Source organism: Pseudoxanthomonas sp. LjRoot127 (genome assembly GCF_964253495.1).
GTDB lineage: Bacteria > Pseudomonadota > Gammaproteobacteria > Xanthomonadales > Xanthomonadaceae > Pseudoxanthomonas_A.
This window is the reverse complement of sequence record NZ_CAXUQR020000001.1, coordinates 2,006,175-2,022,137: the sequence shown is the minus strand read 5'-3', so window position 1 is coordinate 2,022,137 and position 15,963 is coordinate 2,006,175. Positions and strand designations below refer to the sequence as shown.

Sequence of the window (15,963 nt, the reverse complement as noted above, 5' to 3'; positions counted from 1 at the left end):
TCCGGCAAGTAGGCGAGCGCACTCATGCAGATGCCCGCTCAGGGTTGGAACCCGATAGGGTCCCACCAACACTATGCTTGATTGCCGTCCAAGCGAGCCGGCAAAGGCAGTTGTCGAAACTGTTCATCGGACATCTCTGCCAGGTCGAAGCGAAGCTCGTTCTCGACTTCGAACCGCAGTCGTCCGACCAGCTCGCGAACCGTGGACAACAGCTCTGCAAAGTCCATGGCTTCCAGCTGCCCCAGTACGAACATGGGGACCGGCTCGCAGCGTACGTGCGGAACATCGCCCGCATCCAGCACCGCTTCGCTTCTGTAAGTGCGTCCAATCCCACCAGGGTGGCTGACGAGCGTATCTCTCAGACGCCGGAAGTGACGGTGCCGGACAAGGAGTATCTCGCTCAGACCTCCGAGTATCCGGGACGCACCCCATGCGGGCACACCCTTCCCGAAGCACCGTCCGTAGCGGACAAGCGCGTCCGTCCACGCCAACTCCAGATCCTCTTTGGGGCCACCGCAGAGAACCCGATCGACGCTGGCGACCGATCGGTCCAGATCATCCGCAATACCCGTCAACAGCTCGAGCCGCCGTGCGTGGCCACCATCCAGCAGTCGAATGTCCGCCACGTACTCCCTCTCCGGCACTCACTCAGGCGAGCACTTTGCGGGTTCTAACGGTACTGGCGGGTGAAACAGGCAGCCGCACATCGGAATGTTTTCAGTAAACGCAAGTATTGAGTCTTGCGGAAGCACATGCGCTGGACAGGTGCCCGCGGATAGCGACCGCTTCCGGCCAAAAACGGGCATCTCAGAAGCCGCATAAGAAAAAACACGCTGGGTGTATTCCTCGCTGACCTTGGTTGTAGCCCCTCCAACTACCGAACTCTTCTAAGAATCCAGTACGGCTTGCGCCATCAATTGCACGCGACGGGGAAGCCTGGAAAGAAGCTCGTGACTAACACGACCTCTCTTCAACCGAACACTTGCCAAAGCCTCGCCACAGTCTTCAACCAGATCCTCATCCTCCGCTAGATTACATGCGATATGACACAGCGCGCTCTCCACATCATCATCGATGTATTCACCCAGGTGATTGGCGCAGTCCAGCCGGTCGCCATACGCTGCCGACCCATCCAGCAGGATGCCAATCATGGCGACCCCATCCTCATCTACGCTTCCGAATGGACCCGCAGGCATTCCCCCTGGTACCACCCGGTAGCACGATGGACTGGCACGATTTGGCCTTGAGGCGACTGGGGTGGGCTGACAAGCGACCCGATGACGTGGAGCGAGCGGGCGATGCCTCATTCGACCTCGTCTCAAGCTAACCTCATCGGGTGAACTGACCGCAACTACTGCCACTGCAGGATGTCCGCTTTAGGTCTGAAGCGGACAGCATGTCGCGCAGACCAGGATCTATAAAGAGGCGTATGTGGATTGATGCCAAAGTGCTTAGACCACGGCGGGCGTAGCCCTCGTTGCAGAGTGGCGCAACGCTGCCTCTCTCTTGTCCAGCATTGTTTCCATTGCGACGAGACTCACGAACATGGCCAGTCGCGCATCTTGGGGAGCGTCATCACGCAATTGGATACGCAATTTCCGTACGAACTCTCGAGCGTCAGGCCCTACTTGGCCGTCGCGAAGCCTTGCCATGCTCTCGCTAAGAATAGTGCTGAGTTCGGAAACTGTTCGCATCTCCATAACCTCCGGTTCGTACGATGGCTGTCGCCCACCGGGAGTGCTACGAAATCGGAGGCAGTACACCGGCGTGATTCTGCAGAGAGTTTCATCGGTTGGCGCAGCCTCGTGCTAACCGGCATTCCGGGGATCAGGAGTTGTTCGCATGAGTGGCAGCGACGTCGCGGTAGATCCCACTTCCCCGTATGACGCAGAAACATTTCCGAATGACTGGAAAGCGGACAGGACTCTGCACGAGGACTCGAGGCAATCAGTTCGCTTCTGCGAGTCCCGCATAGCGGAGTACCGTACCTTCGTCCTGGCTTGCTTGTTTGGTCGATTCGAGCCAGCGCGACGCCGCACCAAAATTGTTGATGAGGGTGCCCAACTCGTCTGTCAGACACTTCGCACAAGGCTGGCCGCCTGGACTTGGCCTACAGCATCGCACGCAGGGCGACATGGTCGTCTTGCTTGCCGGTCTCAGCTGATATGCGATCTTGTTCATAAGGGCGGCAGCCGCCTTGGGCCGGTCCGTACCGACGCCGATCGAGGTTGATGCGTGGGGTTTGATGGGTGGGCCCATGGGAAGTTCTGTCGCCGAAGAAGCGATGCGGCGGGAATTTCCTCCCGCCGCAAGCAGTCCTTTGCATCCGCACCTTAGTTGGGTTTGGATTCCGGAAGGTTGACCTTGTCGATACCGTGGATCACGCCGTTCTTGGCAAGAATGTCCGGAAGCGTGACGCGAGCGGCGCCAATGCTGAGCTTGCCTTCAGTGACCTTGATCGGCGCAGCCTGGCCTTGCACCGTGCGGGCCAATTGCCACTTCCCGACGTCGGTCGTCGTCTTACGGCCACTGACCAGGTGATAGTTGATCAATGAAGCCAACTCATCCTTGTTGGCAGGCTCGAGCAACCGGTCGAGCGCGCCTGCCGGCAGGCCAGAGAACGCTTCGTCGGTGGGGGCGAAGAGCGTGTATTGCTCATCACCTGCCAGCGAGGCCGTAAGGCCTGCCTTGTCGACGGCATTGATAAAGGTCGAGAAGGATTTGTTGGTCTTCAGCGTGCCCAAAAGGTTCTGCTGGGCGAGGCCTTCTTTCTGTTGCATTTCCATGGGAATTTCCTACGAAGTGGACCCGTATCAGGGTCAAGCGGACGGCCAAAGCCGTGGCCAGGCGAAATGCCAGGCACGAGCTCAATGCGGAGAGTAGGAGGGGTGGAACGCGGCTGAGCAGCCGATACGGTATTGCACCGCAACTTTTGCACCCTGCGCCTTTGGTTGTTAGTCTGGCGTGACGCTGGCAGGAATAGTCTGCCGCCACGTGAAGAAACGTGGTAGCGTCATGCGACGCGGAATTCCGATGCTTGGTTAGCTTTCGCGCCCGCAGTGTGCCGGTTCGCACAATGTGCCGGAGCTGCCATGACTATCAAACGACATCGTGTCGTATCGACCGAATCCCCTTTCCAGAGCGTCACTCATGCGTTGAGGGATTGCGCGTTGCAGTGTGCCGAGAATGAGGGATGGCCCGTCCTTGATGACGTGATCGAACCCTCTTTCGTAGTAGCCCAGTCCAATCTTGCTCAACGCATCGCGCGGCCACGCGACCAGTCTATCGAAGAGGAAGCGTTCTTCTGGTCTTGGAGAACGCCTGCGCCTCGTCGTATAGGACCGAGCACGCGACGCGGCTTGGCGCTCGTGACCTCGGGCACACAGCATCGCAGTCATGGATAGCATCTCGTTGGTTATTTCGTTGCAGAGCGTTGAGTGCATTGAAGGGCGCCTCGATCCGGAGATGGATTCCCGATTGAATTCGTTTCGCCTCGTTCATGAGCAGAGAAATCATGGCGGGGATGCCTGCTGGTTCTTCTTCGCCAAGGCCGACCTGACGAAGCCAGAGGCCCTTTCCCGCGCAGAGCAGTGGCATGCATCTACACACCATTCTCTGTGGCCTGGAATGTTCCATTAGTTGTCATAGGAGCGATCAGGACTCATGCCACTACGTGCCTATCGAACGAAGGCTCAGAACGAAAGAAGGCAGGTCTTCGTTCTTCGTCTTGGCCTTGGCCAGTCAATTGGCCCGCTCGCACTGAGGTCGATATGGGCTACGGCTTGCGACTCGCCAGACGTTGGCGTCAGCCGCCGGACGCAGAACGATGCCGGTCACGCGATTCGCCCCAGTTACGGCCTGTGGGCAAGATATGACTTCAACCGGATCCCAGTGGAGCAGAGGCTACGCTCGATACTGGATGCCGATGGCTATTTCTTTACATTGATCTCAATGGGCGCACAGGCCGTCGGACGGTAGCGGCGGCTGCTTGAGGACTTCATTGGTCTCATTCTGGTGTGGGCACACGTTGACTGGGTCGCGGTGATCCCTTATCTGCTGTGCCAGTCCCATCTCGCGGATGTCCGTTTCCGGCCAGGAGCGGACGTCACCTCTACCTTATCGCGGGCAAGAGCTTCTGGTTGAGAAGCTGGAATGTGAGCCTCGGGGCGTTCTGCACCTGATAGTTGGTCGTCGTGATGACCACGACCATCCGCTCCTTCGGGAATACGCGCACCGTGTTTCCTCCCGTGCCATTCATGGCATAGGAGTCGAACGACCGGCCGGCGCTGGTCTCATGATGGAGCCACCACAGGTATCCATAGTCGATCCCTTCTTCGATGCGTGCATGCGGCCTTAAGGATTCCGCCACCCAATTGGCGGGCACGAGTTGACGGCCCTCCCACTGCCCTCCGCGACGATAAAGCTCGCCCAGTTTCAGGAGGTCTCGGCTGCGCAAGCCGAGGCCGCCGCCCGCCTGGGCCAGACCCAAAGGCGAGAACTGCCACTCGGGCGCATCGATGCCCAAGGGACCGAACAACCTGTCTTTTGCATAGTCCTGAAGCGGGATGCCGGTAGCGCCCTGAATGGCGGCACCCAATGTCGTGACGCCGGCGGTGCAGTAGCGGAAGCTACGACCGTAGGGCGCCCGTTCGGGAGGCGTCATCCAGGCGGCAAACCCCTGCATGGGCAAGTCCAGGTAGAACCCTACCCAGTCCTCTATCAGGTACATCCGCTCCTCATTGCCGCGCGACCACTGGTTCCAGTCGTCGCACTCGAGCAGCGACGACATGGTCATCAGGTCTCCGACCGTAATCGCCTGCTTGCGCGCATCTGGATTGGCGGGAGGTGCTCGGTTCAGCATCGGAAGTACAGGAGCATCGGGCCCGGCCATCTTTCCTTCGGCGATCGCAATGCCTGCCAGCATGCCGGCCACCGTCTTGGTGGCGGAACGCGTGTTGCGTCTCGCATCGCGCCCACCTTCGTCGAAGTAGCGTTCGTAGACCAAGGCCCCATCCCTGGCGACGAGGATGCTCGTGATCTGCTTGAACTCACCGGCGCCGACCGCGCGCTCCAGTTCGGCAAACGCGGTCGGATCCAGGCCGGCCTTGACCGGATCGGCCATCGGCCAGTCCTGCGACGTGTTGTCGCTGGCGATGACTGCCATGGGAAGGGCGAGAAGAATGACTGCGCTACAAAGGCGTGCGTGCATGCGGAAATCCTGAAGGTAGGGCCGAAGGGACTGGGTGGATGATGGTCTGCTCAGTGCCGCATGGCTTGCACGGCGGCAACATGGCTATTCAGCCAAACCGTCGATAGAGGGAGGGGGAGCGGCCGTATGCGCGCTTGAAGAGACGATGGAAGTGGCTCTGGTCGGAGAACCCGAAGGCCGACGCGACCTCCGCGATGGAGTCACTGCCTCGAAGCAGTTCTGCGGCGGCGCGCTCAAGGCGAAGTTTCCTCGAGTATTCGACAGGCGTGCATCCGTGCCGCATCCGGAACACACGAGCGAGATGGACGGGATGGACATCGCAGATACTGGCGAGCCGGGCCATGTCGGCAGGCCTGTCGTGCAGATCCCGCAGGTAGGCCTCTGCCAAGAGCATCCATCCTGGCGTGCGCCGCACGTCGTCCTCCGGTCCACTGATCCCGGCCAGCAGTTCGTCCAGCAGGACCTGGGCCAGGCTGACATCGTCGTCCTGCCACGACATCATGGCGGTGGCAATTCCCGAAGCCAGCGCCTGGCCCGTTCGGCCGACATGGCGCGCCCCACGATCCAGGCGATCCCCCCACTGCAACCTCAATGACTCCGGGATCATCATCGTGACGAACTCCCCCTTCAGGTCATGAAACCTGTCGCGATGGGTGGTACCGGGCGCGTTGTAGATGAGAGCGCCTTCCGGACAGGCAGAAGGACCACGCTGGGCGGACGTGATGTACTTCCCGCTCAACACCAGAACCAGGTGCGCCTCTTCGTGCGAATGCCTGGGCAACTCTCTGGCGGGGATCGTAGGTACAAGTCGCGCCAGCTGCACGCCACTGGGTAGCACGAGGATCTCTCCAGTGCCCGCGCAGCCGGCACGGCGAGCAGGCAACTGACCCGCCGGAAGCGCGACACCTTCAGTACCGGTCCGTTCTTCTCGAACGGGCAAGTCCTCCGTCAATACGCGCAAGCCCTGCTCCCCGCCACACTTGAGACGCGGCGATCCTGGCATCCACCAGGCGCAGCGCACACCGACAGGCGACGAAACCGAGAATAGGCCGATGCAGGCCTACTGTTCCGACGTGGATTCCATTCCATGGCTGCGCGAAAGCACGTCGCTACCCGCCGACGTCCGCTTCCGATCGAAGGCGGACGGACCGACGGGATACCGTCTCAGTGCGGGGACCCCATCGGGCTCTGGGTGGATGAGCGGAACGTCGGCCGCGGCGGATCGGGATGGAAGTGCTGGATCGATTTTCCGTCGTAGCGGAACTGGACGCCGCTGAAGTCCACCAGGCCCATCAGCAGTTCCTCGACGACGGTCCTCAGTTGCGCTTGCAGGTCTTCCAGTTCGCCTCCGGCATACCTGGGGACATAGCCGCGACCCAGATCCACGATCACTCGGGTGCTGGCGCGGTCGAATTCGACATGCACGGATACGTCCTTGCCCTGTCCCTCGATCCGCTTCTGCCGGTTGACTCGCGCCTGCACCTCTTCGGTCAGCTGCCGCTCGATCTCGAGGCGATCGGCCGTCGGCATCATGGCAGCGGTGGGTGCTGGCGCTGCTGCCGGCGCAGGTGCGGGTGCCGCGGCGACTGTGAATGCGGTGCAGAACAGAAGGCACAACGCACGTCGGCAAGTCGGTCGTGTCGATGACGCTTTGGCGATGCTTTTCACGCTGCCCACCTTCGATGATCCGCATGCGTAGCAGGCAGGCTGTAGAGGTACACGCGCTTAGTCAAACCATGGGACTGGCGGGTCGGATGTCGGCCGGCAGCCACCCATCATTCCGCCGCACCAAGGCTCGCAACAAGCGCCCTTACCCGATCGCGCAGCTCCGCTAATTCACGCGGGCCGCATTCGCGCTCCATTTCATGGACCAGGGCGTGGAACTGGGGCCAGAACTGCGCTGGATGACGCACGCGGCTCGTCCACTCGGGGAGCGCGTCGACCAGGTTGCGCCACTTCGCTTCGGTGGTGGGTCGCAGCGCCATGCCTGGTCTCACGTCGTGTAGACGACACGATGCAGCTTTCCATCGTCTACCAGGGGGATGTCGAGAGCGTCGCGCGCTACGCCATCCAGCATCACCGTCGGGTCACCCGACGTTCCCCGGGTGACGCTGATACGGTAGGTCGCGCTGCCGAAGCGGTATCGCACTTCGAATGCCTCCCATGCCGACGGCGTACGCGGATCCAGCGTCAGGACATCGCCCTTGCGTCGCACGCCCAGCACCGATTCGATCATCAACCGATACATCCAGCCGGCGGATCCGGTGTACCAGGTCCAGCCGCCGCGGCCGGTGTGGGGCGCCACCGCGTAGACATCGGCGGCCATGACGTACGGCTCCGCCTTGTATACCTGGACGGCGTCGGCATCCAGCGCGTGGTTGACGGGATTGATCATGCGGGCCAGTTCCCACGCACGCTCGGGGTCGCCGGCATGCGCGAACGCCATCGCCGCCCATACCGCCGCATGCGTGTACTGCCCACCGTTCTCGCGCACCCCCGGGACATAGCCGCGGATGTAGCCCGGATCATGCGTCGTCCGGTCGAAAGGCGGATCGAGAAGCTGCACCAGGCCGGCCTCGGGCTTCACCAGCTTCGTGTAGAGGGCATCGAGGGCCCGCTGGCCACGCGTGGCGTCGGCCACGCCGGAGAGCACCGACCAGCTCTGCGAGATCGAATCGATCCTGCACTCGTCGCTGCTGGACGAGCCGATCGCGGTGCCATCGTCGAACCATGCACGGCGATACCACTCGCCATCCCAGGCGTGCGTCTCCAGCGCGACGCCGAGCGCATCCGCCTGCTCGGCGCACCAGCGCGCGACCTCCGCATCGCCGCGCGCCTCGGCCACGGGAATGAATTTCCGCAGCGTGTCCACCAGGAAGAAACCCAGCCAGACGCTCTCGCCGCGCCCGCCTTCGCCCACGCGATTCATGCCGTCGTTCCAGTCGCCGGTGGCGATCAACGGCAGCCCGCGCTCGCCCAGCAGACGGCAGCCGCGCCGCAACGCCAGGACGCAATGGTCGTAGAGCGTCTTCCGGAGTGCAGAGGGGGCCGGCATGTCGTAATAGCCTTCCTCATCGGGATTGACCTCCCTGCCCTCGACGAAACCGACGATTTCGTCGAGCACGGTACGGTCCGCCGTCACTTCGAGGTAGCGGCTGGTGGCCAGCGGCAACCAGAGATAGTCGTCCGAGCAGCGCGTCCTGACACCGCGTCCCTGCGGCGGATGCCACCAGTGCATGACGTCGCCCTGCGGGAACTGGTGCGCAGCGCTGGTGAGCAGGTGCCGGCGGCTCAGGTCGGGACGCGCATGGATGGTCGCCATCGTGTCCTGCAGCTGGTCCCGGAAGCCGAACGCGCCTCCGGACTGGTAATAGCCGCTGCGCGCCAGATAGCGGCATCCGAGCGTCTGGTAGAGCAGCCAGCCATTGGCGAGCGCGTCGAAGGCGGCATCCGGCGTACGGACCTGGATCGAGTCCAGCAGACCCCGCCAATGGATGCGCGCCGCGTCCAGTGCATCGTGCGCGTCGTGCATGCCTTGCGGGCGACGCGCCATCGCCAGCGCGCTGTCGCGGTCCTTCGCCGCGCCCAGCCGGAAAGCCACCTCGCGCTCCTCGCCCGGGCCCAGCGTCATCGGCACCTGTATCGCGGCGCAGGGATCGAGCCCGACGCCGACACGTCCGCTCAACCGTTCGCGGCTCAGGGCGGCGGGACGGTGCAAACCTCCGTTACGCCCCACGAATTCGATGCGGTCGGACGTCCAGCTGCAGCCGCTGGCGTCGGTGTCGAAGAACACCGTCCTGCCGGCGAACTCGGTGTTGAAAGGATTGTGCGCCATCAACGCACCGCTGACCGGATCCACTTCGGTCACCACGTGCATCCTGCACTTGTGGCGCAGGTCGCCCAGCACCCATTCGACGTAACCGAACGCCGACAGCGTGCGCATGCGGCCCGACACGTTGCGGATGCGGAGCATGGAGTGCTTGACCGCCTCGTCGACCCCCACATAGATCCACAACTCGGTGTGGATGCCGCGTTCCTGGTGTTCGTAGACGGTATAGCCGAACCCGTGGCGCGTCCGGTAGTCGCCGCTGCCCCGGCAAGGAAGCGGCGTGGGCGACCAGATCTCGCCACTTGCATCGTCGCGCAGGTAGAACGCCTCGCCGCCCACATCGGAGACGGGATCGTTGTGCCAGGGACTCAGGCGGTACTCATGCGCGTTCTCGAACCAGGTGTAGCCCGGCGAACTCTCGCTGACGACGCAGCCGAACGCATCGTTGGCCAGCACGTTGCACCAGGGGGCGGGCGTCGGCATGCCTTCGCGCGACACCACGACGTACTCGCGGCCGTCGCCGGTGAACGCGCCGATCCCGTTGTCGAACATGCGCTCCGCTTCCACCGGAAGGAACGGCCACAGCGCTTCCCGCTGCTCTTCGTCGCCTTCCCATGGTGCGGGAAGCCCGCTGCGCGGGTCGATCTCTTCGTTCTCGTCGCCCGCGTCCGACGCAGGGGTGCTCAACGCGTCGTCGGCAGCCGGTCGCGGCGCGAATGCGGCCGGCCAGGGCTTCGGCGGGACCAGCCGTCCGAGCTGCGCGGCCAACGTGCCTTCCCGATCGTCGATGAGCACGCGGGCGACCGCCTGCAGCAGCGTCCGATCTTCCTGCGACATGTTCTGCGCGGGCCGCACGAAGATGCCGCCCGGCCGATCGAGGACGGAAGCCTCCGCGTCGGCCGAGATCATGCCCAGGATCTGGTCCTGCAACTGCTGCCGATAACCGGCCTTGCTGTCGTTCCAGATGACCAGATCGGCGCGCAGTCCCTTGAGCCGCCAGTACGCATGCGCCTGCACCAGTTGCCGCACCACCTCGATGTTGTCGGCGTCGTGAACCTTGAGCAGCACGATCGGCAGGTCGCCGGAAATCGCATGCCCCCACAGCCCCGACTGGCCGCGCTGGTTCTGCTGCAGGACATCCGCGGGCGCACGCAGATGCGGATTGGCGTAGACCACCAGGCTGGCGAGCCGCTCGTACAACTGCGCCTCGGCGACGGTGGCGTTGATCTGGCGACGCACGACCTGGCTGTGCGTCCATGCGAGATCGAAGACGCGGTCGGCCAAGCGACGGTCGCGATAGCGGTCGATCAGCGTCTCGCTGGCCTCGCGACTCGCCGCCACGCCGTAGACCATGTCGACCTGCACCACCTGCTCCGGTTCCAGCGTCACCCGCACGCGGATCGCCACGATCGGGTCCAGGACGGAACCTTCGCTGTCGGACAGCGCCACTGCGCCCCTCAAGGCCTTCGGCGCACGCGGGGTATTGCCGCGACCGAGGAATGCCGACCGGTCCGTCTCGTAGGAGATCGTGGCCACGTCGGCATCGTGCACGGCGACCAAGTGAACCAGCCACGGCGGCACCTCATCGTGCGCGCGCGGCCGCCGCGTGCATAACAGTGCCTGCTTCTCGCGCACGATCTCGGTCTGCACGAAGAGGTTGCTGAACGCCGGGTGCGCGTCGTCAGACGCGGGCGGCGCAAGCACGACTTCCGCGTAGGTGGTGATCTCGATGGTGCGCGCGCGGCGGCTGCGATTGGCGATCTTCAGCCGCCTCAGCTCCATGTCGTCCTCGGGCGAGATGGCGATTTCGAGATGGCTTTCGTAGCCGTGCTTGCGGCCCCGGAATTCGGCCTTGGCATCGGAGAAGATGGCTTCGTACTGGTCCACCTGCACGCAGGTCGGCTGGTGCGCCGCCGACCAGAATTCCCCGCTCTCGATGTCGCGCAGATAGCAGAAGGTGCCCCAGGCATCGGTGGTGCCGTCCTCGCGCCAGCGCGTGGTCGCCATGTCGTGGTGGCGGCTGTAACCACCCCCCGCGTGGCTCAGAAGTCCGTGATAGCGTCCATTGGACAGGAGTTGCACTTCAGGACGCGGGCCTTCCGGATCGCGGATGACCCGCAGCACCGCTTCGCCCTCGCCCACCGGCGTCCGGGTTTCCAGCGTTTCCACCTCGTGGGGATGGAACACGCCCACGCGCGGAATGCGTTCCTGCAGCAGGAGCAAGGTCGCCTGGAACTCCGCATCGGCGACGAAACGCCGCTGCATCGGCTGGTTGCCGAGCAGGTGCACCAGCGACAGGAAGCCCATGCCCTGGTGATGCGCCATGAACGAGCGTAGCAGGACGCACTCCTGCCCCGGCGGCACGCGCGACGGCGTGTAGTCGATCGCCTCGTACAGGCCGAAGCGTCCGGAAAATCCCAGCGCCTGCAGGCGCTGCAGGTTCTCGCAGGCCGCTTCGGGGTTGACCATCAGCGCCATCATACTGGCGTACGGCGCGACCACGCTGTCCTGGCTCAGTCCGCGCTTGAGGCCCAGGCCGGGCACGCCGAACGCCCGATACTGATAGTTCATGCGCGTATCGACCGCGTTGTATCCCGACTCCGACACACCCCACGGCAGCCCCACGTTCCTGCCATGCTGGATGTGCGCCTCCACCGCGTTGTGCATGGTCTGGTCGAGCAAGGTGTCCGGGTAATCCGGCATCACCAGTTGCGGCATCAGGTACTCGAACATCGAGCCGCTCCAGGAAAGCAGCGCGGGCATTCCATTGACTTCGGTCAGCAGGCGACCGAGCGCGAACCAGCTCTCCTGCGGCAGCTGCCCCTGCGCAATGGCGACGAACACGCCCAGGCGCACTTCCGATGCGAGCAGGTCGTAGAAGCTGTTGTCCAGGCGGTGATCGTCCACGTTGAAGCCGATCGCCAGGAGGTTCCTGGAACGGTCGTACAGGAAGCCGTATTCCATCAACGAGAACTGCCCGGCCAGGTGCGCAAGCCGCTCCAGCTCACGGATGCGTTCCCGCGCCAGCCGCGACGCCCGCGCATCCTCGCCCGCGGTGGCGAGTTGCCGCAGGCTCGGGATGGTCCGGCCGGGCGACGCGCCGGTGCGCGGCAGGGCCGCGTCCGGAAAGAAGAGCGCCAGCGCCTCCACGGCACCGGTGCAGGCATCACTCAACGCCTGTGGCCAGTGGCGGTCGCCGGGCGCCATGTCGGATGGGGCCGGCCAGGCGGCCAGCAGATTCGCGGCATGCGTCTGCAGGCCGGTGAGCGAAGACATCGCCTGCTCCAACGAGAGGGCGCTATCCGTGTCGATGGCTGCAAGGCCGCCCCTGAAAGCCGCCAGCTCGAGGGTGACGGCGGCGCTCCGCGCAGGCTGCGCAGCCGCTTCTTCCTCGACGATACCGAAGGTATCCGCGATGCCGCCGAACGTCGTGGGCGCCAGGATGGGCGCATCGACCATCGCCAGCAGTCCCTGCCTCAACGTCAGCAGATGCCCGGCCAGGTTGCCGCTGTCCACCGTGGAAACGTAACGCGGCGGAAGCGGCTGCAGGTTCGAGGTGTCGTACCAGTTGAGGAAGTGACCGCGGTGCCGGGGCAGCTGCTCCAGCGTGTCGAAGACGTTCCGCGTGCGCTCCGCGACTGCGCCCGCCTGCAGGTAGCCGAAGTCCCAGGCGGCGAGATTCGCGAGCAGGGACAAGCCGATGTTCGTCGGCGACGTGCGCCGGGCCACGACCAGCGAGGGATGTTCCTGGATGTTGTCGGGCGGCAGCCAATGGTCCTCTTCCCGGATCCACGTCTCGAAGAACGACCACGTGCGGCGCGATAGCTTTCCAAGGAAAGCGCGCTGGGGCGTACTGAGTGCCGCATCCTCGCGTTCTGGCGGATGGCTCAGCCAGGTCATCACGGCAGGGGCCCACATCCATGCGAGCAGCAACGGTCCCGCGATCGCCAGCGCGTCGGGCCGCAGCCACAGCAGCAGGAATGCGATGCCGACCGCGATCACCGAGCCCGGCAACATGCCGCGCCAGTCGGCGCTCCGGTCGCCGGCCAGCGATCGCTCCACCTCGCTGGAGGGGTTCCATTGCAGCAGGTGGCGGCGGCTGATGCCGAGTCGCCACAGCGTGCGCACGATGGCGCCGCCGGCCAGCCACGCTTCATGGGCGAGGCACGCCACGTTGAGCGCGGCGCGCTGGAGGGAACGCGCCGTCGCGCGCCCGACCTGCACCCAGTGCGACTCCGCCGGCATGTCGTCGGGCAACGTCATACCGTCCTTCAGCGCCGAGAGGATCAACGGCGCGAACCACAGCGCGAGCACGATGAGCGTCCACGCCAGCGGCTGGGGCGCGTGGACCCATCCGATGACGAACAGCGCCAGTGCCGCCATCGACACCAGGCTGCGCCGGAGGTTGTCCAGCAGCTTGCCGCGCGAGAGCCAGCTGAGCGGATTGCGTTCCCAAGTCCCGTCGGCGGTCGGGATGCGCGGCAGCAGCCACGGCAGCAGCTGCCAGTCGCCGCGCATCCAGCGTGCCCGCCGCTTGGTGTCGGCCGCATAGCGTTCCGGATAGTCCTCGTACAGGCGTACGTCGCTCACCAGGCCCGCGCGGGCGAAGCAGCCTTCGAGCAGGTCATGGCTGAGGATGCGGTTCTCGGGCAGGCGTTCCGCCAGCACGTGCTCGAAGGCCGCCACGTCGTAGATGCCCTTGCCCACGAAAGAGCCCTCGCCGAACAGATCCTGGTAGACGTCCGAGACCGTCCGCGTGTACGGATCGATGCCCGGCTCGCTGCCGAAGACCGTGGCGAAGCGCGACGGCCTGCGCCCGCTCAGGCTGCTGCCGACACTGGGTTGCAGGATGCCGTAGCCGCGGATCACCACGTTGCGTCGCGGATCGATCACGGGACGGTTGAGCGGATGCGCCAGCGTCGCCACGAATTCCCGGGCTGCATCCCGCGGCAAGCGGGTGTCGGTATCGAGCGTGATGACGTATTTCGCATGCCGGAGCGCCGAGGCATCGCCCACGATGCGCATGAAGGGAGCCTGCTCCCCTTCCAGGATCAGCGCGTTGAGCGCCGACAGCTTCCCGCGCTTGCGTTCATACCCCATCCAGACGGCTTCGGAGGCGTTCCATTGCCGCGGCCTGTGCAGCAGGAAGAACCGGTCCAGCGTCTCGGGGGCGTACCGCCGGTTGAGCCGTTCGATCTGCGCTGCCGCGTACGCGACGAGCGCCTCATCGCCGGGCATCGACTGGCTGGGCGCATCCAGGAAATCCGTGAGCAACACGAACCTGAGCTGCGCATCGCGATTGGCGAGGAAGCGCACCTCCATCCCTTCGACCAGGCTGTCGATGCCTTTTTCGCTCGACAGCATGGTCGGCACGGCGACGACGGAGCGACAGGTGTCCGGTATGCCGGTGCTGAAGTCCATCCGTGGCAGGGGACGGGGCGCGACGAGCAGCGTCGCCAGCCAGTTGACCAGCGCGATGCCCAGCTCGCTGAAGACCACGATGGACAGCGCCACGACGATCCACAGGGGAACATCGCCATAGCCGCTGGCCACGAGCGCCCACGTCGCCAGCGCGATGATCGCGGCGATCGGGATCAGGTACGCCAGCAGCGGATAGTGCCGTGGGCGGAGTCGCGCGCGACGGTAGCCCGGCGCTGCCCTGGCCACGACCTCGCGGGTGCGATCCAGTCCGTCGTCCAGCAGCCAGTACCCCACATGCCCGGTCTGCGGGCGCGGCATGTCAGGCATGTCCGGCCCATCGGGCCCGGCATGGTCGCGCGCGAGCGTGACCACCACGCCGGCCACGTCTTCCTCGGACGCACCACTGGAACGTGCGATCTTCTCGATCACGTGCCGGTAGGCGTCGCGCGTGCCGAAATCCATCAGGCCGTAGATGCCTGCCGGGTCTTCCTGCAGGCGCCGGTCCACGACGCTCATGTCTTCCACGAAGCGTTTCCAGTCCATCGTGGCGAGGAAGCGCAGGCTGCCGATGCTGTTGCCGATGGACACCTGGTCGGCGGCCTGCTGCTGGCTTTCGGCAGTGACCAGCTCATCGATCCGGTAGCCCGCGGCTGCGACCCATTGTTCGAGCCAGGCGCCCGGCAGCGCCAGCGGCCCGGTGCGGCTATCGAGCCGGCGGATCAGCTCGGCGACGAATGCGCCCGTCAGCGGCGGCGTGGAACGCGCCATGTCCGCCACGATCAGCACCACGTCACCGGGCGCGTCGATCGCCGCCCGGTTCAGCCGCCTTGCCCACGTACTGGCCAAACGACGATGCGCGCCGTCGCGCATCACATGCGAGGCCATGCGGCGCAGGTTCTCGATCAGCGCGAGGCGCAGCATGATGGGCACGGCCCATAGTTCCCCCATCTTGAGGGGCGCAACGATTTGGTAGCCTGCGATGAAGCGACGCAGCGTCTCTCCATCGATGCGTCCGTCACCGTGGGAGACCGCCTCGATCGTCAGCGCATACACCCGCGGCAGGCCGCGCAGGGCGCCCTGCGACAGCGAAGGCAGCTGGCGGCTGTAACCCGTGGGCAGGTGGCGCCGCGCCAGCTGGATCTGCTCTTCGATGACGTGGTAGTTGTCCAGCAGCCATTCGCCGGCCGGCGAGATCCTCAGTTCCTCGCGAACGAGATCGTTGAGCAGGTCGTTCGCCTCGCCGAGTAATTTCTGGTTCGACTGCAGCCGCGCCAACAGCCGCTCTTCCGTCGGCTCCATCTTCACCTTGTGCGCATGCGCAAGCGACCGGCCGTACGCCTCCATCTGCTCGACGCTGAGCAGTTGCGCCCGGAGGGGCTCTTCGCCCTTGGCGACGGGATCGACGGGGAAGCGGGTACGGCGGAATCGCTTGAGCCGCCGGCGCAGGCGTAGCCAGCGTCCGAAGGTGCGCCTGAAGTTGGTCATGAAGAACCTGTGGGGGCAG

General features: G+C 64.6%; 9 protein-coding genes. 2 read left to right on the top strand and 7 right to left on the bottom strand.

Translation table 11 applies throughout. From position 1 onward, the window contains the following. The first annotated feature begins 110 nt into the window (after window positions 1-110). On the top strand, window positions 111-674 hold the full coding sequence (locus ACSQ19_RS09375) for a hypothetical protein (protein WP_435996524.1): 564 nt from the start codon (window positions 111-113) through the stop codon (window positions 672-674). A 213-nt stretch (window positions 675-887) separates the two neighbouring features. Here the strand turns inward: ACSQ19_RS09375 and ACSQ19_RS09370 are convergent, their stop codons facing one another. Then, window positions 888-1,151, bottom strand: coding sequence for a hypothetical protein (locus ACSQ19_RS09370; protein WP_435996522.1), 264 nt, complete (start codon window positions 1,149-1,151; stop codon window positions 888-890). Window positions 1,152-2,333: 1,182 nt separating this feature from the next. Further along, window positions 2,334-2,786, bottom strand: a complete 453-nt coding sequence (locus ACSQ19_RS09365; RefSeq protein ID WP_435996520.1) for a fasciclin domain-containing protein — start codon at window positions 2,784-2,786, stop codon at window positions 2,334-2,336. A 610-nt stretch (window positions 2,787-3,396) separates the two neighbouring features. Between ACSQ19_RS09365 and ACSQ19_RS09360 the strand changes: the two genes are divergently transcribed. Next, a complete protein-coding gene (locus ACSQ19_RS09360; protein WP_296279200.1) occupies window positions 3,397-3,639 on the top strand; it encodes a hypothetical protein in 243 nt (80 codons plus the stop codon). Window positions 3,640-4,111: 472 nt separating this feature from the next. On the opposite strand, the gene ACSQ19_RS09355 is transcribed toward ACSQ19_RS09360, so the two are convergent. From ACSQ19_RS09355 to ACSQ19_RS09335, 5 genes are all read right to left on the bottom strand, one after another. After that, on the bottom strand, window positions 4,112-5,164 hold the full coding sequence (locus ACSQ19_RS09355; protein WP_435996518.1) for a serine hydrolase domain-containing protein: 1,053 nt from the start codon (window positions 5,162-5,164) through the stop codon (window positions 4,112-4,114). A 133-nt stretch (window positions 5,165-5,297) separates the two neighbouring features. After that, entirely contained in the window at window positions 5,298-6,170 is an 873-nt protein-coding gene (locus ACSQ19_RS09350; RefSeq protein WP_435996516.1) for a helix-turn-helix domain-containing protein, read from the bottom strand. A 203-nt stretch (window positions 6,171-6,373) separates the two neighbouring features. Further along, window positions 6,374-6,742, bottom strand: coding sequence for a hypothetical protein (locus tag ACSQ19_RS09345; protein WP_435996514.1), 369 nt, complete (start codon window positions 6,740-6,742; stop codon window positions 6,374-6,376). Window positions 6,743-6,984: 242 nt separating this feature from the next. Beyond that, window positions 6,985-7,194, bottom strand: coding sequence for a hypothetical protein (locus ACSQ19_RS09340; RefSeq protein WP_435996512.1), 210 nt, complete (start codon window positions 7,192-7,194; stop codon window positions 6,985-6,987). 8 nt (window positions 7,195-7,202) lie between these two features. Further along, complete coding sequence (locus tag ACSQ19_RS09335; RefSeq protein WP_435996510.1) at window positions 7,203-15,944, bottom strand: GH36-type glycosyl hydrolase domain-containing protein; 8,742 nt, start codon at window positions 15,942-15,944, stop codon at window positions 7,203-7,205. Between the last annotated feature and the right edge of the window lie 19 nt (window positions 15,945-15,963).